General features: G+C 46.6%; 17 protein-coding genes and 1 pseudogene. 4 read left to right on the top strand and 14 right to left on the bottom strand.

The genetic code is table 11. From position 1 onward, the window contains the following. Positions 1-27 precede the first annotated feature (27 nt). From AAER43_RS11145 to AAER43_RS11115, 7 genes are all read right to left on the bottom strand, one after another. Complete coding sequence (locus tag AAER43_RS11145) at positions 28-591, bottom strand: hypothetical protein (RefSeq protein ID WP_050863009.1); 564 nt, start codon at positions 589-591, stop codon at positions 28-30. A gap of 49 nt (positions 592-640) precedes the next feature. Next, positions 641-1,267 (bottom strand): hypothetical protein, encoded by a 627-nt coding sequence (locus AAER43_RS11140; protein ID WP_050863008.1) that lies wholly within the window; start codon positions 1,265-1,267, stop codon positions 641-643. Between the two features lie 59 nt (positions 1,268-1,326). After that, a complete protein-coding gene (locus tag AAER43_RS11135; protein ID WP_050863007.1) occupies positions 1,327-1,917 on the bottom strand; it encodes a hypothetical protein in 591 nt (196 codons plus the stop codon). A 68-nt stretch (positions 1,918-1,985) separates the two neighbouring features. Beyond that, on the bottom strand, positions 1,986-2,384 hold the full coding sequence (locus tag AAER43_RS11130; protein ID WP_342702029.1) for an autotransporter outer membrane beta-barrel domain-containing protein: 399 nt from the start codon (positions 2,382-2,384) through the stop codon (positions 1,986-1,988). Positions 2,385-2,409: 25 nt separating this feature from the next. Continuing rightward, on the bottom strand, positions 2,410-5,211 hold the full coding sequence (locus AAER43_RS11125; protein WP_342701931.1) for a hypothetical protein: 2,802 nt from the start codon (positions 5,209-5,211) through the stop codon (positions 2,410-2,412). Next, positions 5,159-7,966 carry an ESPR domain-containing protein gene (locus AAER43_RS11120; RefSeq protein ID WP_231070109.1) on the bottom strand — a complete coding sequence of 936 codons (2,808 nt, stop codon included), beginning with the start codon at positions 7,964-7,966 and terminating at the stop codon, positions 5,159-5,161. The genes AAER43_RS11125 and AAER43_RS11120 overlap by 53 nt, the downstream gene beginning before the upstream one ends. Positions 7,967-8,032: 66 nt before the next feature. Further along, on the bottom strand, positions 8,033-8,476 hold the full coding sequence (locus AAER43_RS11115; protein ID WP_057058068.1) for a winged helix-turn-helix domain-containing protein: 444 nt from the start codon (positions 8,474-8,476) through the stop codon (positions 8,033-8,035). Between the two features lie 562 nt (positions 8,477-9,038). Between AAER43_RS11115 and AAER43_RS11110 the strand changes: the two genes are divergently transcribed. Continuing rightward, on the top strand, positions 9,039-9,836 hold the full coding sequence (locus AAER43_RS11110; protein ID WP_057058069.1) for a winged helix-turn-helix domain-containing protein: 798 nt from the start codon (positions 9,039-9,041) through the stop codon (positions 9,834-9,836). Next, the gene (locus AAER43_RS11105; RefSeq protein WP_342701930.1) at positions 9,833-10,324 is read left to right on the top strand and encodes a hypothetical protein; all 492 of its coding nucleotides are present in this window, start codon (positions 9,833-9,835) and stop codon (positions 10,322-10,324) included. Before AAER43_RS11110 ends, AAER43_RS11105 begins: the two co-directional genes overlap by 4 nt. Positions 10,325-10,431: 107 nt before the next feature. Here AAER43_RS11105 and AAER43_RS11100 read toward each other — a convergent pair whose 3' ends face one another. Continuing rightward, complete coding sequence (locus AAER43_RS11100) at positions 10,432-11,034, bottom strand: TetR/AcrR family transcriptional regulator (RefSeq protein WP_050862380.1); 603 nt, start codon at positions 11,032-11,034, stop codon at positions 10,432-10,434. 139 nt (positions 11,035-11,173) lie between these two features. Here AAER43_RS11100 and AAER43_RS11095 point away from each other — a divergent pair, with 139 nt between their 5' ends. Beyond that, complete coding sequence (locus tag AAER43_RS11095) at positions 11,174-11,575, top strand: RidA family protein (protein WP_014883721.1); 402 nt, start codon at positions 11,174-11,176, stop codon at positions 11,573-11,575. 115 nt (positions 11,576-11,690) lie between these two features. Here the strand turns inward: AAER43_RS11095 and AAER43_RS11090 are convergent, their stop codons facing one another. The 3 genes from AAER43_RS11090 to AAER43_RS11080 all read right to left on the bottom strand — a co-directional run bounded on the left by AAER43_RS11090 (position 11,691) and on the right by AAER43_RS11080 (position 13,314). Next, entirely contained in the window at positions 11,691-12,125 is a 435-nt protein-coding gene (locus AAER43_RS11090; RefSeq protein ID WP_050862381.1) for a cell envelope integrity TolA C-terminal domain-containing protein, read from the bottom strand. 155 nt (positions 12,126-12,280) lie between these two features. Then, a complete protein-coding gene (locus AAER43_RS11085; RefSeq protein WP_050862382.1) occupies positions 12,281-12,763 on the bottom strand; it encodes a glutathione peroxidase in 483 nt (160 codons plus the stop codon). A 59-nt stretch (positions 12,764-12,822) separates the two neighbouring features. Continuing rightward, the gene (locus tag AAER43_RS11080; protein WP_050862383.1) at positions 12,823-13,314 is read right to left on the bottom strand and encodes a DinB family protein; all 492 of its coding nucleotides are present in this window, start codon (positions 13,312-13,314) and stop codon (positions 12,823-12,825) included. A 52-nt stretch (positions 13,315-13,366) separates the two neighbouring features. On the opposite strand from AAER43_RS11080, the pseudogene AAER43_RS11075 reads away from it, so the two are divergent. Continuing rightward, a pseudogene (locus tag AAER43_RS11075) lies at positions 13,367-13,714 on the top strand (serine hydrolase); the annotation flags it as partial. Positions 13,715-13,991: 277 nt separating this feature from the next. Here the strand turns inward: AAER43_RS11075 and AAER43_RS11070 are convergent. From AAER43_RS11070 to AAER43_RS11060, 3 genes are all read right to left on the bottom strand, one after another. Next, positions 13,992-15,542, bottom strand: a complete 1,551-nt coding sequence (locus AAER43_RS11070; protein WP_072093699.1) for an LA2681 family HEPN domain-containing protein — start codon at positions 15,540-15,542, stop codon at positions 13,992-13,994. A 369-nt stretch (positions 15,543-15,911) separates the two neighbouring features. Beyond that, positions 15,912-17,117: an MFS transporter gene (locus AAER43_RS11065; RefSeq protein ID WP_050862385.1), complete on the bottom strand. Its 1,206-nt coding sequence runs from the start codon at positions 17,115-17,117 to the stop codon at positions 15,912-15,914. A gap of 4 nt (positions 17,118-17,121) precedes the next feature. Then, on the bottom strand, positions 17,122-18,150 hold the full coding sequence (locus AAER43_RS11060; protein ID WP_050862386.1) for an alcohol dehydrogenase catalytic domain-containing protein: 1,029 nt from the start codon (positions 18,148-18,150) through the stop codon (positions 17,122-17,124). Position 18,151 lies beyond the last annotated feature (1 nt).

Below are 18,151 nucleotides of genomic sequence, written 5' to 3'. Positions count from 1 at the left end.
GTCATCAGATAAAAGCTGAAATGAAATTTACTTAATACTTATCAGCCCTGACGCCACCTGCTGATTTTTTTCTGCATTTTCAGGTAGCGCTATTAATAACCTGGGCAGAGGTTCAAACTTAACGCGCGTATCTTTGAGGGCAGCAACGACCTGATCGGTGATATCTGTATGGTGTTCAGACGAGAGTATCAAAGGACCATAATGCATTATTTGCAGCCCCTTTTTTTCGCCCGTCACTTTTGCAGCTTTTATTGCCTCATTGGTGATGAGATTCCTTGCTGACTGCTGAGCCAAACGCCATACTTCTTGCAACAGGAGTTGATCATTTTTACGCAGCTCTTTTAATTTATCTGTTTCTATTTTTTTATATAATGCTTCTGCTTCATCATCGGCACTTTTAAGCACTCTGCCAACCTGTTCCAGATGCATTTTCTCTTGCTGAGATAATCCTGACTCAGTCAGTACAGCTTTCATATCGATATACCCAATACGCTGCTCACTTCCATTAATATCACAACCATAAAGAAATGCAACGACGAGAAACACAGTTATTCTAAATGGCTTTGATTTATTTATTTTTGATATAAGCATAGCTTTCCCCTGGCTGAATAATAAGCAGAGACCTACTTTCGATGTATAATTATCGCTCTATCTTATACGCGTTGAATGTTGATAAAAACGAAAGGAATTCATGTTTGCTTTTGAAGCCCATCCTCAATTTTATTTTAGAAAGCAAATGATATATTGATTTATCACTCTTATTCATTCTTATCGCAATGCTTTTTACTTTCTCTCCTGTAGAGATTGATCTAATCACCTCAAGCTCAAAGGCGCTCATAATGTCTCTTGTACGTTTAAACCCGGATTGATTAGCGTCACAGGGGATAATATTATTACTTTCACAAATACACGACATCAAAAGATCAACCTTCATTTTCTGTAACGTTGCATCTTTCGACACCTTTATGGACTTCGATCTCAAATTACGATGGATATTGACGAAAGGAGAGTTCACAGAAGTAATGAAGACAATTTTTTCGGTCGCCTTATTTAACGTCAGGTATAAATTACCGTAAAGTGCTGGCACATAACTCATCAAATCAACAAACACAAAATGATATTCTTCAAACATCACGCCAGTCTGATTCGTAAAATTATGGCCATCCTGAACAGAAACCAGTTTTACCGTTTCTTCATATATATCTTCTAACAGATATCTGACACCTTCAGCCCAGAAATTATCGGCTCCAACGAACAATATTTTCATCTGAAATCCCTGATTGTTTACTTCGCGGCGGCCCTTATCGGGGGCCGCCTTCTCCTGAATTATTTTGTGGTATTATTCCTGGAGCTTGTTGCTTCCTTACTCTCTTTAACCTCTTTTGCCGTTGTGGCAGGTTCAGATTTTGGACGGGTCACTGAGATGGAAGGTAAAGGACCAAAGTCTGCCTTAACGTCTTTAAGCGCTTCCGTGACCTGAACGGTTATGTTGGTATCGTCAGCCGACGCAAGGATTAATGAACCGTCCATCACGATGCGTAACCCATCCTGCTGTCTAATCTTATCCGCAGCCTGACGAACCTCTGACAGTATACTGTTTCTGGCAGACTGACCGGCTTCTGTCAGCAACCGGCGAAGCATAATTTGATCGGCCTGGCGGGCCTTTTCCCTTTGCTCTTTATCCATTTTTTCGTACAGCTTCCCGGCCTCGGTTTCCGCTTTTTTTAGCGCATCAATAACCAGGTTCATGCGTTCCTTTTCTTGCTCCGCAAGTCCTGACATTGACAGCACGGCGGCCAGGTCAACATAAGCAACTTCATTCCCTTTTTTCTTCATATCACATCCTCCCAGCAGCACCACAGACAGTGCCATAATGACCATATAAAACGTAAAAAACTGACGGGTTGTCTGGCTCATTTATCTACCTCTTCCCTCGAATACGGTTTTTGAGGGCAGGCTTATCACTAAGCCTGCCCGGTTATTGATTAGAAGCTCACTTTCAGGCCCAGCATGGCGCTGCTGTCGCTGTAACCATCGTCACCCACCTGTTGCGCCACATTGCCCCACAGGTTGACATTGCGGCTCAACTGACCTTCCACCCCAACCTTCAGCTCGCCAATGTTGCGGGTACCGGCCTGATTCACCCGTACGCCGTTCAGAGTGGCGCCGAACGTCTCCGTGTTGTGGATCCAGTTGGCTTCAATAAACGGTTCGAAGGTTCGCTCCTTAGCGTCATCCAGCGTACTGTGTCCTTTGATAAAGGCACGGGCACCCAAGCGCGTCTGAATATTCCCGTCCCCTTCACCGGTGACCCGGGTTCCGTTGCTTTCAGTGAGATCATCAGCCTTAACACCCATCCAGATAGCCTGTGCTTTCGGCTGGATGTAGTAGGCCGTGCGCTCATCACGCTCACCCAGTTTCCAGGTGTACCCGCCTTCCTGCCAGCGTTTTCGTCAGCGCCCCAGCGGCACCATTGCTAAGCGTCAGCGTATCGTTAGCAGACGTCATCTCGACCGTTCCGCTCCCCCCCAGACCCAACACATCGTTAAGAATGGCGTTTGCGCCGCCGTTCAGGGCAACATCCCCGGTATAGCCACTATTCGCGCCATCGACGTGAAGTTCGCCGGAAAGTACCTCGAGTTCCCCCGCCCCTGTAAGGGTGTTACCCGCGATCGTCCCGGCGTCATTATTTCCTGCCTCCCGCCGGGCATCGCTGAGCGTCAAACGGCTGCCGTCGTTCAGCATCACCTGGCTTCCGGCCTCAGTATTCAGCGCGCCTGCTGTCTGGAGTGAACCGTGCATATCCAGCACAGAATCTGCGGCGACATTCACAGCAGACGTCAGGCCCAGCGCATTGTCTGCATCGAGGCGCAGGGTTCCACTGAACACGCTGGTCGCGCCAGTGTAGTCATTTCCACCATTAGACAGACTCACCGTCTGCCCGTTGCCGGTATCAATTGCCAGATCGCCACTGCCAGTAACCTTCACGCGCAGATCGGTCTGTAATCCCTGAGCATCAGCACCAACCGCAAGCGTCAGGGCATTTTCACCCGTGCCCAGAAGCTCGACTTCTTTCAGGCCATAGGCGATATAAAGCCCGTCGCTGGTGATACCGTCAGAGCTGCTTACCATCTGGTAATCCCACGTTCCCTTCGCCACGGTGTTGCCGTCCTGAACGATGTCCAGGAGCTGCACATCACTAATAACGTTGCCGTTTTCATCCACAAGGTTAAGCTGGCCGCCCGTTCCTTTTACCGTGCCGTTTGCCCCGGCAAGCTGGACCAGCGTGGTGGCGTCATCCTGCTCCATCAGCGATTTTTTACTCAGGCTGGCAGGAACATGGTTAATCACTCCCCCACCCAGTGTGACCTGTACAGTGCCCTTACCACCGATATCAAGCGTGCCATCGGCAGAAGTGATGATGTGATTGTCCGCGATGATATCGCCTGGCATAACCGCACCGAACTGAACGGTCCCCCCGTCAAAGGACAAACCGCCCAGTTGTTGCTCGCCCGTCCCGACCGTGACGACACTACCATTCCCGGCGACCAGGGCGGCCTGCGTCAGTGAAGACGTGTTATCCCCTTCCAGCTGGAAATGACTGGAGCCCAGTTTCAGGGTTCCCGCGAAATCACTTCCGGTGTTGCCGGTGAAAGCAAAATCAGATTGTGAGGAATCGAGACTTACCGATACCAGACCCTGACCGGTAAGGGCCGGGTCAAAGGTGAAATCTCCCGCGACGGAAGGCTTCACTGCCAGTTCGCTGCCAAGTTCAACATCAACACCGCCAGCCGCGATGCCGCCATCAGTCAGAACCAGAGCTTCGTCCAGGGTAAGGAGCGAGTTGTTTTTCAGTGCCACACGTTCAAAGTTCTGGATCGTCGATGCACTGGTCAGACGGTGCACGGCGGCATCGAACACAAGGGTGTCATTACTGCCCATGCCACCATCCAGAAGATTAAAGACAGCGCCTTTTCCTTTCACCGTAAAGGTATTGTCGCCGCTACCGGCAATAACCGCGTCCGCACGGGCGGTACCGGTCAGGGTGACATTGTTGTTACCGTCTCCCAGTGTCGCCGTACCGGTCAGGGTACTGGCATCATCAAGGTAGAGGCTGTTATTGCCGTTGTTAAGCGCAATAACCCCCTGGATTACGCCTCCGGAACCATTGCGCATGACCGTATCGACACCATCATCAAAGGCCATTGCCAGCGCCGTGTTTGACGCGGCAATGATGTCTCCGGTATTAATAAAGGTACTGACCTTTGCGGCATCCACTACCGCTGCGGTCGTTGATGCAGAACGGAGAACGCCAGTCTGTTCCACCTGCTTCGCGTTATTATTCACCACCAGCGCGGAGCCGCCGTCTGCCGCAGTGACATTCACGCTGACCGCACTTTGCACCGTCGCACCATCTGCAGTGTTCGCCAGGATACCGGTACCGCCGCTGCCAAGAACGTTGATCGTCAGCCCTGACGAGCGAGACAAATCAAGATCGTTTACAGAGATCCCACCATCGGCGGCCATGAAAGCAATACCTGTACCGCTTCCATCCACATTAATCGTGCCACTGTTCTGTTGTGCCAGGGTCGCTGATGTCCGGACGCCTTTACCGTCCTGCACATTAATCGTGGTACCGTTAAGCTGAATGCCCGCGATTTCGGCCCGGTTTTCGATACCATTGCCACTGGCGCCGGTTGCGTTCACATCGATCCGCGCGCCGTTGATAATGAGTCCTTTCGCGCCGGTATCCAGCAGCACCCCATGTGCCGTACCCCGGCCCTCGACAACACCCATACCGCTGCCCACTAAATCCAGTGAAGCCCCCTGACTCAGGCGAATTGCGGCCTCTCCATCTGTGGCAATGATGCTACCTCCGGTACTGAATACCTTGGAGTTAGCCCCTTCCACGTCCACAGCCACGCCGCTGACGGTAATATCACTGGCTTTGTTTTCGAACTGGCCGCTGATGACCTTAATACCGGTATTCCCGGAGCCGTTGCTGAGATCGATACGACCGGTATTGATCAACTTGCCCTGATTCTGTGTGATAAAGGCTGTAGCGCCAGCGAGACCGGAAGTGATGCTGGCTTCATTGGTCAAGATGGTACCCATGTTACTATTGGTTACGCCCCCGGCCAGATCGTACTCGTTGCCGTCAACGACACCCACCACGGCACCGCTGCCGGTTACCGGTGGTACGATTATCATCGGCACCGCCTTTCAGCGTCAGATCCCCGGTGTTATTGACGGTTGTGATCAGGTTGCTGGAGCTGGCCTTCAGACCAACGCCGCCGTCGTTCAATGTGATGCTGCCGCTGTTCGTCCCTGCGGAACCATCCAGTACTTCTATCCCGATTGTATTCTCGCCGTCAAAAGAGATACTTCCTGAATTTTCAAGGGTGGCGCCATTGCGGGCGATATAACCGGTCACCGTATTCTGTGTCGAAGACAAAGCGGCGGCGGAATTGAGTTTTGTAGATGAATCGCCGGTGGTCGTCAGTGCGCCGGTAAGATCGTAGCCATTTCCATCTGCGATCGCCGCAATAGCGCTGGCATTATTGAGTTGCAGCGCGGTGTTGGCATCAATGACACCCGTGGCTCCGCCCTCAATGAGTACGCCAGTGGATCCCGTTCCCAACAGATCGAGGGTCAGGCTGCCGGTATTTACCGACGTGCCAGTTCCCGTTGCCGATAAGACCACGGAATTCTTTCCTGACGAAACCATACTGGAACCCTGAATGGCGCTGCCGGTAAAGTTGGCCCCACCATCAAGGCGCATTAACGTCGAATTATCTGATGAGACATTCTGGACGCTGCTGCTGCTGTTATTAATCTGTGATCCGGAACCATAGATAAAATAACCAATCTGTTTTGTACCTGATGAAAAATTAATGGCTGCATTACCGCTCAAGTTGATAACCCCTCCGTCACGGGCATGCACACCAATAGCACCATCGCCGTTTAGATTAATATCTCCGGCAATACCAATATTCGAGCCAGCCCCGTCCACCCAAGCCCCGTAGTTACGTAGGGTACTTTGGCCAGCGGCAATATTAATATTGATAACACCAGAAGATGCCGCCTGTCCGCCACGAACAGCTTTAATGCCAACGTTATTAGCTCCATTTAGGTTGATCGTGCCGCGGTTATCAATGGTTCCGTCAGATAAATTTTGCGATAATATACCAACACTCTGACCTGGAATGAATTGACCAGAATCCCCATCACTATTTACATTAATCGTCCCCGTATTGATCATCTCAATATTGGTACCATTAGCTAGAAAACCATATACGCCATCAGAGCCTGAATTGAGAGTAATCGTCCCATCATTGTAGGCTTTACCGTCTGTGTTAGCTTGAATCGCCGCACTTCCTGAACCAAGATAACTTTGAGTGAGTCCATCACTACCGACGCCTAATGTGACTTCACCTTTCGAGCCATTAATAAAGCTAGCATTGCTTTCAACAACGACACTTCTTATCATGCCTGAGAATTCTTTGGATATGGTGCCACCACCCCAATACCCACTATTTATCTGCCCATCATTTACAGATTCAGCACCATTTACCAAATGCACACCATAAATAGTCCCATTAGTTTCTTTTGAAAGATATGCATATCTAGCATTGATATTATAAGTAGCGTTATTTAAAAATTTACTGCCTATATCTGACACATATATAGGTCTAAGAGAAAATGAACCTGAATTATAAAGATAAATATTACCTCCCCCAAGAGATAATAGACCATTATTCGTCAATTTAGCTCCAGTTGAAACTTCAGCTATACGGCCACTGGATATAATTTCACCCTCATTAATGGCCGTCCCCTTATCGGTTAACCATAATACACTAAAGTTATCAACGCTACCTGTGACAGCTTCAATCTTTCCAGTTTTTGAAATAGTTGCCAAGCCTGAATTACCATACACTTTAATAATTCCACCTTTTGCTTCACCATAAGCATTGCTATCACTGTTATCTGGAAATTGCGAGTATTGGTAAATCTCCTCATTTCTGATATAGGCATCTTTCAGTCTATTGGTGTATTCATCTGGCGCTAGCGAACCGGCTTTTAATTGTTGCACAAGCCAGTTATTGTATGTTTTAAAATCATTTATATTGTTTACAATATGGGTGCTACCATCGAATGCTTCGAAGCTGCCTTTATATTTATCACTAATAACATTGAAATCAGCCGAACTACTTGCTGTTGACCAATCAACCGTTGCGGTGGTTATAAATTGTTGTTTTGAATTCCAGTTTGCAACAGAGCTATTTTGGGTACCATCAACATTAACCAGACTACTATTTCTTATTTCTCCAGTAGTATATGTCGCCCCCGTAAGATTTACATTCACCTCTCCAGAAGAAACATCTACAAGTCGTGTATCCACATATACTGATGCATTTTCAACCATAAAACTAGGAGAATAACCTATCTTATAAGAATCTTGTTCAGAAAAGGCGTTTGAAGAATAAACTCGCATTGTCTTGTATGATTGAGTAATTGAATCATACACTGTTATTGTATCATCATAACCAGAGTAATTTATCTTCGTTTGTGCGGCATCAAGTGAGGTGACTTTTTTGCCCTGGCGATAAACCGCATATCCATTGTTAAATATTGTTTGCAGGTTATCATATTGAACAAAACTTTTATCGCCTTTCAACCACGACTGGACTCCTGTTATATCCCAACGATTACCATCTGATATGTTGGCAACGCCATTCTTATTATTATTAGTTGCAAATGACCAATTTGCATCAAGCTGGCAAGAGAAAGTAGTAGTATCGCATACTGTAGCGTTCGATTTCATCGAAAATAATGCAGCGCTCATCAGTATCGCTGTTTTCAAAGCCTTACAGGTTGAACTTTTCAGCTTCCCCTTCCCTAGTTCAGAAACAACCACAGGTTGCCCCGTTGCTCTGTTAAATATGACTTTATAGATTGCGTTCATGACAGTTCCTTACGCCTGAGGCGTAATAAAATGGATGTTAATGCTCCATCAGGAGCAGCGATATTTTTATTTAAATGATTTCACGACTTCAGTATTCTGAGTTCGGGCCATAAAGAACCGATTCAGGCGGTCATATGACGCCCGGATGTAAACAGGTTCATACCCTCCTGTATTAACCATGTAACCCCGCCCTTCGACGCGAATGATAAATTCATCATCGATACCAAGCCTGCTTAAGCGCTTCTTTAATTCATTCATAACCTGCCATAAACGCGGTGATGAGGACTGCAGACCATACGCTTCCCAGACAGCTCTCATAATTATTTCGTCCCGAATAAGTCCTGAATTCCCTTTTTCCAGAAGATATTCAAGCAATCTGAACATGGTTTGTCTCAGGTAAATAGGCTTCTGGCTGAGCGGATTGGCATTTAAGGGGATCAACACTCTGTTTTCACGCAGCACTAACACACCATTTCTGTCATCACCCAGAATATAACCAAATTTACGCATATCTCAGTACCTCCTTATACAGGCTCTGCAACAGTGACGCTGGCATGTAAGAATTGTCTGAACATCATACTTTCATGTGAAATTTAATATCAAACACATCGAAACCATAAAAACATCACACTACCATCCCCATTAAAACCAATGCATTAATCTGCAAAAATCAAATAAACACATACATAACACCAACTTAAACAACCAAGGGCTATCGTACCTACTCGTAAGGAGTAGCTTTTTCAATGAAGCGTTAAATACTAAATATTTCAGTTTTGTAGAGTTTTTACCCAGTTTTGTTCGCATACACTCGGGATACTCACTGCCAGAAGCCAACCAGGATTTTTCTACTGGATCTGGATGTTACCACCCAAGATTCTCTGAGCCAGACCTCAACAGATCAATTGAGACGGTTGATCTTAATGCTGAGAGCAATACCTGTAATGTATTGATTTATAATGTTATTAGAAGTGTGAATTCATCATAAGTTAAGGACAGTTAAGGATTTTATGGCATCCGCTTAAGGCCTGGACTAAGATCCAACCGGTAAGATCAGTGAAGGAAGGTGGTCATGGGGAAAACGTTTCTAATTGACAGCAGGATAGTTTTTGATTGCGAACGGAACGAGCTGTACGTCCTCAACCAACCTGAATTATTGAAGGAGACGCTAAATGAGCCCTGCGCTCGCTGCCTTGAAGCATTGCTGAGTTCGCCTGGCGAGATCATCACCCAGGCGGAACTCTACACGGCAGGATGGGGAAATGATGACAGGGAGGTATCACCTAATACGCTGTATCAGAATATTCTCCTCGCGCGTAAGGCCCTGAAGAGTGTTTCGGAAAGCAATACTGACTTTATCATTACGCTCCCCAGGAAAGGGTTTAAATTTAATGATGCCATATCCGTAACAATACCTGACACTGCAAATGACATTAATCATGGCCGGGATAAAAACCTTTTTTATGAAAATAAAGCCATTGCAAATGTTAACCCTTCGATGCGTTTACTCTCTGAAAAATTAAATATATTCACTTTACCCTTATCTGGTTTATTTATAATAATTGCCTTTGGCATTTTTATTTTTTCACTTTACAAATACAATATGCCTTATCATCAGGATATAACCAATGCTTATCAGTTATCGCTTGAGAAGGCGGGATGTAAAATTTATATTAATAAACGCGAAATGATAAATAAAACAGAAACTCAAAAACTTACAGAAACATGGCCACCGCTCATATCTGACTGCACCAAATATCCAAATCGCTATGTAAGCCTTTACCGGCAACACTTCAGGATTTTTTATCTCTCATGTAGCACGCAAAACGAGACTAACAGGACATGCAAAACAGGCTATTTCAGACCATGAAAATAACAATTCTGGCGCTATCCATATTGTTGCTGGTCATTTCAGGATTTTACTTTTCCATACTCAAATCCCGCGCCGATAACAGGGTGATCCATTGTTCTTCTGCTTTTGACAGTTATGTCGCCAATGATAGCCTTCATGCTAAATTTACTTTGTACCTGTATCGCGGAAAAGGCAACGTACAGATCGTGGGAGATTACATTTCATCTGACGGTATAAAAAAACCTGTTAAATCCGTAACCGGGGTCGAGTATCAGACAGACGGCGAAAACTATCATGTTCGCTTCATCGGTAACAAAAAATCCTTTATCTCTGAGGAAAAAGAAAAACGATTCTTCCATTTGGTTCCGTTTTCCTTAAGCAGCGAAAATATTGATTATATTTACCAGATACAGCAAACCAGCGAAAATAGCTTCATTATAGGTCAAAACGGCATCCCTCTGATATCGTGTAAAAAAACAACAGGTCGACAGGTAATGTCTCAATAATCATCAGCATGATGTCAGCCTGATAATTCGACCTCACTCAGGAAGCCAGCCACATAATGCCAGAACACTTCATTATCAGAACGAGCGTTCAGGCCGTGGATGGGAATTTATGAAAGCGTGACGCCCTTCACCAGGCCATTTACCAGCAGGGTAAAAACCTGAATCGCTTTTGGTAATGCCTGCTGCGGATCTTCGCTGGCGGCCACCCACTGGGCGGCATTCAGTGCGGCACCGTTTAACAGCCAGGCGGTGGCATCAACATCTACCGGTTCGATTAATCCGCGTTCAATCAGGTCGGAAAGGCTCTTACGCGTAGCGTCGAGGCAGTTATTCTGGCTCGGCCATTTTCCCGGGTCCCCAAGAAAAGCCGGACCATCAAGCAGAACGATGCGACGGACTTCTTCATCCAGCGCCATCTCGATATAGGCTATCCCTTCTGCCAGAAGCTTTTGCTGGTCATCCTTCACATGTGCCGCTGCACTTTTGGCGCTTTGCGCCATTTCAGAATCAATCTGGGTAACGACAGCGGCAAGTAACCCTTTTTTATCGCCAAAATTATGATACAGGGCCCCGCGCGTCAGGCCCACGCTGGCGGTTAAATCATCCATCGAGGCTGCGGCAAACCCTTTTTCAGCAAAGGCTTTACGTGCAGCCGCAATCAATTTAGTGCGGGTTTCTTCCATCGTTTCGGCGCGGCGTTTGGCTGCCATAAGAACTCCTTGCAATCTACACCACGCAAGTCGTTTGACATACGCGGCGTATGTGTGATTAAGTTGACATACGCCGCGTATCTTAATTCATTTATTTATGCCGCGCATCCATTGTCCCTGTCCAAAGAAAGGATCCGTTATGAACCAACCGAAACCCGTTTTCCCTGCAAATCGCCACGCGCTGTATGAGCAGCACGGTTATTCTGCAGCGATCCGCTCTGGTGATTTACTGTTTGTTTCCGGACAGGTGGGTAGCCGGGAAGACGGTACACCCGAACCCGACTTTGCAACGCAGGTAGAGCGTGCCTTCGATAATCTCAAGGCCACGCTTGACGCTGCAGGATGTACGTTTGCCGATCTTGTTGATGTGACCACCTTTCATACCGATCCGGAGAATCAATTTCCAGCCATTATGCAGGTGAAACAAACACTTTTCCCTAAGCCACCGTATCCGAACTGGACAGCCGTGGGCGTTACCTGGCTGGCGGGATTTGATTTTGAGATAAAGGTTATCGCCCGGATCCCTGAACATCAGGAATGAACACGTTGCACACAGATATCAGAAGAACCGGTATCTGTGTGTAAATGTGCAACCGGGGCGGACATAGTGAGTGGTAACTTAGCGTGACGCTAACTTACAAAGGGCGGTTAGCGTGTTACCCACGCATATCGAAACCGGATTTTTGAAAATCTCTGTAGACTTCCGGATTGTTGAATGCCGGGAATTTGGCTTTATGGGCTGCTGATTTTATCGCTTCACAATAGGCTTTATTGCCGTTGCTGGTGGATATGTTTAAAGGCGTGCCATCCTGAGCAAATTCAATATGCAGCCTGCATTTTTTCCCTTTCCAGTTTTGCGGCTCATCCAGTTTGGCATTTATTGCCGCCCTGATTGCCCGCGCTTGCGCGCCCCACTCATCCTGATCGTCCCAGCGCCCTGAACTGCAACTGCCCGTTGCCGTGGTCTTATGGCATCCAGAAGGATGCAACGGCGCACATCCTGCGGCCATGTTCACCACAAATGCCACTATAACAATTTTCTTTATTGTTTCAGACACGATCACTTCTTGCCTCTCAGTCCATTTAAGCATCAGAAATAGTGGTCTATTTTTCTGTATTGACTGGACATGTTTCAACTACCAATTTTTCACAAAACCCGATGCTTCCAATGAACCTTTTTATGGCGCAAGGATAATAACCTGCGATTTCGTCGTTCATCATGCACGCTAAATCACTACTAAAGCGCTCACCTCCCCAGAGCCTCAAGAATTGCATCCTCCATTTTCTCGGGCGTCGTCATCGGTGCAAAACGCTTGAAGGGTATCCCATCGCGTCCGATCAGGAACTTCGTGAAATTCCATTTGATCCGTCCTCCCAGCACGCCTGGCAATTCGTTTTGCAGATAACGAAACACCGGGTGCGCTGCGCCACCGTTTACCTCAACTTTCTCGAACATGGGGAAACTTACGCCGTAGTTAATGTAACAAGTCTTCGAGATTTCATCGGCGCCGCCGGGCTCCTGCTTACCAAACTGGTTACAGGGAAAGCCAAGCACCACTAACCCTTGACCGGCGTATTTCGTGTAGAGCGCTTCAAGGCCCGCGTATTGCGGCGTGAAGCCACACTGGCTGGCAGTATTCACGACCAAAACCACCTTACCCGCATAGTCGTCCATTGAGATAAGACGGCCATCCAGGCTGGTGGCGGTAAGTTGATGAAAATTGGTCATACTGGCATCCTTAAAAGAGAAACGGTTCAGCGTGAAATCTGGTTAACCCTCAGGTTGAATCACTCGTGATGATGATCCCTCAGGAAAACGGTTAACACATCCTTAGGAGGGGTTATTCCCGTTTCTGAAAGCATCCAGCCCACCGCGCCGCGATGAGATGAACTGTGAAAAAGGACATGATTGAGCATATCTCCTGCCTTCATTTCACCATACCCACCATCGACGAAACGAAATTTAACGACTTCAGAAAGATCAGGCGTGTTCATTGTACCGACGTGTTGAATATACCATTCAGTGCATTCAAACATCTTTGTCAGAAGCTCGTCTGCAGTCGGGGTTTCTGGCGTATTTAACGCGGTGTATTGGTGCTTTTGGCCAGTAATGTTGGCTCTGAAAATCATATCAACGACATAAACATGGTTCATAAGCCTGAGCATCAGATGATGCTTATCAGCATTCGCTAACGTATCTACCTTCTTTATCGCTTGTAATGTTTCTGCATCTGCCCAGCGCTTGAACTTTAATAGCGTGACTATCGTGTTTGTGTTCATTTTTCCCCTCCGAATCAACAAAAAAATTATCATATCAGCAACATTGTCAGGCCGGTACCCGGTCAGGCCCAACACCCTGTTTGCACTCGGCTCGCTCAGCAAAGGGATTACGGCAGAAGTGGTGGCTTGTCTGGTATATGAGGGGCAACTGAACTGGAACGATACCCTGGCGACATTGCTACCATCGGGAACGCCGCTTAGCGCGGATGCACAAAAAATTACGCTACTCGAACTGGTCACCCACACCTCCGGCCTGCCGCGCCAGAATATGGATGTTCCGATGCTTGGAAAATTCATTCGCTACTTAAGCACGGGTGATAATTTCTATAGTGAGCTGAATAGCGATAATGTGCTGCGTTATCTCGCCAACTGGCGAGCGCCGAAAGATAAAACGCCGCAAGTTTCATGAACTACAAACGCCCGCTCCCAACACGGAGCGGACGAACTGACCGAGCAAAAGGTCCGCTATGAGCGATCAGCAGACCTTCGTGTTTCAAACCCGTGGCATCCTGAGTACTATCAATGGCACAAAGCTGTCCGTTGGAAAGACAACGGGCAGCTATGAGCGAGGAGCAGGGATAGTTGCTCTGTAATAGCCCAAATTTAAGCAGGGAATTTTATTCCTATTAAGAGAAACATAATAAATACTGGTCTTTATATCGCTCAAAAAAAATATGCTAAAATATTTTTCTCTCGATGGTATTTGTAATAGCAAATACATCATCAGGAATATTTCTTTTCCCCTCTATACGTATTGTTAATACAAAAAGGATAACCGCTGACTTTACAATTTTTATGAGTTGTAATAGATGTTGCTCAAATTCTTCTTTCTCAATAAATTTCACTTCATCAAAATAACCATAAGAGTTATATAAATCCACTAACATGTCTTTTTCGTGAATTACTAATAGTTTATGCTCTAAATCATTCCTCCAATTTCTAAAAAAAGCAAGCTCACCATTTTTATCGTTTAAATCCATTGCAATACTAAACAAACCTAGCAATCCTTTATTATTTATTTTGTTTATTTTATCCTTTCTTTTCTCATCACGAATCTGCCAGAAGTTATGAAAATATATATGCCCTCTACCTGGTTTTAAATCAAACAACTTACATAGAGCAACTGCTATTTTATCTAAGACACCAAAGCAGGATCTAAATGCTATCCTTAACCTCTCAACGTTTTCATATAATACCTCGCCATTATACAATTCAGAATAACACGCTTCAGAATCCTCATCAAAAAAATCACTACCAATCTTATATTCGAAAAACATTTTCCTTGCTAAAGAGTACTCAGCTTTAAGCCTGTTTAACACCATTTCCATTGGCACAATAAAATCCCCAAAGACACCTTTCTCAGTGGTCGCAATAGATATATTATCTTTAGAAGATGCATAACAATTGCAATAAAGAGAATGATCAGATAACATTAGGTTATTATCTATACAAAATCTCTGGTAGAGGGATAAAGCATCATACTCCTCCCGCGTAAGCCTTTCATCTGTATTTATATCCTCAACGGTATCTTCAAATGATTCACTCAATACACTTTCGCTGTACCTTATTTTTCTTTGATAAGTAGCAATCCATGAAGGAATACATTTCCCTGACTTTATTGCACATTCATAACCTCGAATCACTTCCTTAATCATTTTATATGTATATGTGGTAGATAATTCATTAAGCAATTCTAATGTTTCAGATCTATTGACCCACGCCTGGGGAATTGAGTCATCAATAGATATAGCTTGTTCATAATAACCCATTGATTCAGATATACGATATTGTCTTTTTAAAGCATTAGCTAGATTTATTATTAACTCAGGAGGAATGCATCCTTCTTCTCGCGAAAATTTAAACGCTTTCCAGTAATTATTTTTTACTTCATTCAGTTTAATCGAACTATCAATATCTGCGTCATCATGAGGATTAAAATCAAGAACTGCGCTCATGCCATTTGCCACGTTATAGTAATATGATGATTTTTTCATTATTGTTAGCATATCATCTTTATTATTTATAAATATACTTAAACCTTCTTCGGCTATACTTTTTATGTTACTAAAGCTTCCAATGCCAATAAGATTTCCAGCCAAATTAGACAATATAATTATTCTATTTGCCTTAATGGTATTTATATCATCTATGCCGCTCAGTATATCCTTTACATTTTTATAGGCGGAATCAAATGTTCCTGAATTTATAAGCTCATTTATATACCTCATTTTTTAAAATATATAATTAATATCCATTTAATCCTCTTAAAACTAGGCCAACAATACCTATCATTATATAGGTACGGTCAATTGAAAACATGCCATCTCCGACAAAAAATTTCCATGATGACAAAAATCGCAATACATCTGACCCGCTCCCCATAGATGAACTCAGACTTTTGTTAGTAACGTCCGCTTCTGGCACGGAGCGGACAAGCCAACAGCGCTGAAGGTCCGCTCAGAGCGAAAAGCGGACGTTAATGAGAACATGGAACCAGTAAGCATCGGCAAGTATGCCCAAAATGATGCTCATTAATTTTGGGCTTTAAATACCCTTCACATAAACATAATCCACTTACAGCAGCAGATAAAACCGTGTCAGGAGCTTAATTTATGGTCCTTTTTTGCCCGCAACTCGTTAATAATACCTAAAAATGCAAGCCCAACGGGAACAAGGGATCCCCACAGGACGGCGTTCCAGCCGTAGAGACTAAGCAGAGCACCAGAAGAAAACGATCCTACAATCATCACCCCAAACACAACAAAATCGTTCAGGGACTGGACCTGGGTTTTCTCTTCGGGACGGTGATATTCAATGATTTTTGCCGATGCGCCGGTAAAGCCAAAATTCCAGCCAAGACCCAGCAATATTAACGACAGCCAGTAGTGGAAAATATCGGTTCCACCGAGTCCGGCCAGCACAGAGCATGCCGTGATAAGCAGACCCGCAGCGGCGATACGCATAGCCCCAAAGCGGTTAATTAATTTACCGGTGAAAAAACCGGGACCGTACATGGCAATAACATGCCACTGGATACCGAGATTTGACGCCTGCTGAGAAATGCCGTGCATGTGCATCGAGAGTGGTGCTGCCGTCATCAGGAAGTTCATCACCATATAGGTTACCGCACCGCTGAATACGGTTCTGGCAAACCCCGGCTGTCGGACTATTACGCTCAGAGGTCGTCCACCTGTTCCAACCGTGCTGACGGAATCTATCGTTTTCACGCCTTTAAGAATGAACGCTGATATAACGGCCACGAGCGCCTGGGCGATGAACGTGACGGCAAAGGTATGAGGCGGCCAGAGGTGCATCGTTCCGGAAACCAGCATAGGACCAACCACGCCAGCTATCACTCCTCCCCCCATAACCAGCGACAGGGCCCGGGCCCGGCGTTCGGGCGTAACGCCATCCGTTGCGGCAAAACGAAAGCTTAGCGCGACCGCCGCATAGGCACCGCCCATAAATGCAGCAATGCAGAACAGCAGGAATGAGCCGATGAAGACGGCCAGAGCAGCCGTCAGTCCGGTAATGACGCCTGCCCCGGTGCCGACCATAAAGGCGGCCTTACGACCATTTGTCCGCGCCAGTGAACCTAACGGCAAGATACAGGCCGCCATCCCCAGAACAAACATGGTGATGGGAAGAGTGGCCAGCGAACTGCTGGGAGCCAGTGCGTTACCAACAATCGCGCCTGTCGCATAAAAGACGACGGAGTTAGCACCGGCGAGAGCCTGTGCGGCCGACAGGCGGATGATATTGTTTTTCTGATCTGCTACGGGCAGGAAATGTTCTGCGGACATGTGATTAATTATCCTGATTCATGGTGAGCACTATCCGGTATCGCGCCAGACCCTGTTTCAGTCTGCTGAGCGCCTCATTTGCCCTTTCAAATGGCAGTCGCTCTGTAACAGGCAAAGCCTGAAAGAGGTGGCTGAACTGCAGCGCGCGCTCGGTTTGCACCGGTGTGCTGACAAAGGATCCTGTCAGGGTACGTTCAGCGCCGATCATCATACCCGGTGTGACCAGCAGCGGCGTTTTTCCGGTACCCAGCAGGATCGCTTTTCCCCGTGGAGCCAGCGCGGACATGAGGGCTGAAACCATTTCTGAAGCCGGCGCCGTTGCCACAATAAAATCCACACCGCCGTCATTTTTCAGGTGTTCTGATGCGTTTTCATCAAGGATATTGATGTAGTGATGCGCACCCAGCTCAAAAGCAGCCTGCTCTTTTTCACTACCCCGCGCAATCACAGTCACCTCAAAACCCATCTTACTGGCGTACTGAACGGCCATGTGGCCAAGGCCCCCCAATCCGAGAACCGCCACTCTGTCGCCCGCCCTTGCGCCTGAATTACGCAGCGCATTGAAGGTAGCGGTACCGGCGCAAAGGATCGGAGCGGCATGCACGGCAGAGAGCGCGGAGGGAATGGCTATGAGCGCGGTATGACGCATGACAATGTACTCTGCGTAGCCGCCATCGCAGCTGAGACCGGGCGTCAGTTGGTTTTCACAGAGTTGAAAAAGCCCGCTCCGGCAGGGGTTGCAATGCTGACAGTACCCACCCAGTCGCCCAATCCCTACCCGCTGACCGGTTTGCCAGATATCGGGCACCTGGTTCCCCTTCCGGGTAATAAACCCGACGATTTCATGTCCCGGGATACGGCCGGACTGGCCCGCCAGCGGTGCTTTTTCCGCGTCCCGGAGATCGGCACCGCATACGCCGCATGCTTCAATTCTAACGAGCACCTCATCCGGGCCGGGAACGGGTATTGGCCGCTCTGTCATTTCCAGTACACCGGGGGCAACGACCTGCATAGCACGATATTTTTTATTCATA

This window comes from Enterobacter sp. FUJ80071 (assembly GCF_038739915.1).
GTDB lineage: Bacteria > Pseudomonadota > Gammaproteobacteria > Enterobacterales > Enterobacteriaceae > Enterobacter > Enterobacter kobei.
This window is presented reverse-complemented; position numbering and strand designations above follow the sequence as displayed.

Coding starts and splice junctions, on each gene's coding strand:
- AAER43_RS11060 (WP_050862386.1), bottom strand. CDS start 18,150: ATGAATAAAAAATATCGTGCTATGCAGGTCGTTGCCCCCGGTGTACTG.
- AAER43_RS11085 (WP_050862382.1), bottom strand. CDS start 12,763: ATGACCAATTTTCATCAACTTACCGCCACCAGCCTGGATGGCCGTCTT.
- AAER43_RS11100 (WP_050862380.1), bottom strand. CDS start 11,034: ATGGCAGCCAAACGCCGCGCCGAAACGATGGAAGAAACCCGCACTAAA.
- AAER43_RS11120 (WP_231070109.1), bottom strand. CDS start 7,966: ATGAACGCAATCTATAAAGTCATATTTAACAGAGCAACGGGGCAACCT.
- AAER43_RS11110 (WP_057058069.1), top strand. CDS start 9,039: ATGGGGAAAACGTTTCTAATTGACAGCAGGATAGTTTTTGATTGCGAA.
- AAER43_RS11115 (WP_057058068.1), bottom strand. CDS start 8,476: ATGCGTAAATTTGGTTATATTCTGGGTGATGACAGAAATGGTGTGTTA.
- AAER43_RS11125 (WP_342701931.1), bottom strand. CDS start 5,211: ATGATAATCGTACCACCGGTAACCGGCAGCGGTGCCGTGGTGGGTGTC.
- AAER43_RS11065 (WP_050862385.1), bottom strand. CDS start 17,117: ATGTCCGCAGAACATTTCCTGCCCGTAGCAGATCAGAAAAACAATATC.
- AAER43_RS11090 (WP_050862381.1), bottom strand. CDS start 12,125: ATGCTTAAATGGACTGAGAGGCAAGAAGTGATCGTGTCTGAAACAATA.
- AAER43_RS11140 (WP_050863008.1), bottom strand. CDS start 1,267: ATGAAAATATTGTTCGTTGGAGCCGATAATTTCTGGGCTGAAGGTGTC.
- AAER43_RS11095 (WP_014883721.1), top strand. CDS start 11,174: ATGAACCAACCGAAACCCGTTTTCCCTGCAAATCGCCACGCGCTGTAT.
- AAER43_RS11145 (WP_050863009.1), bottom strand. CDS start 591: ATGCTTATATCAAAAATAAATAAATCAAAGCCATTTAGAATAACTGTG.
- AAER43_RS11080 (WP_050862383.1), bottom strand. CDS start 13,314: ATGAACACAAACACGATAGTCACGCTATTAAAGTTCAAGCGCTGGGCA.
- AAER43_RS11105 (WP_342701930.1), top strand. CDS start 9,833: ATGAAAATAACAATTCTGGCGCTATCCATATTGTTGCTGGTCATTTCA.
- AAER43_RS11070 (WP_072093699.1), bottom strand. CDS start 15,542: ATGAGGTATATAAATGAGCTTATAAATTCAGGAACATTTGATTCCGCC.
- AAER43_RS11135 (WP_050863007.1), bottom strand. CDS start 1,917: ATGAGCCAGACAACCCGTCAGTTTTTTACGTTTTATATGGTCATTATG.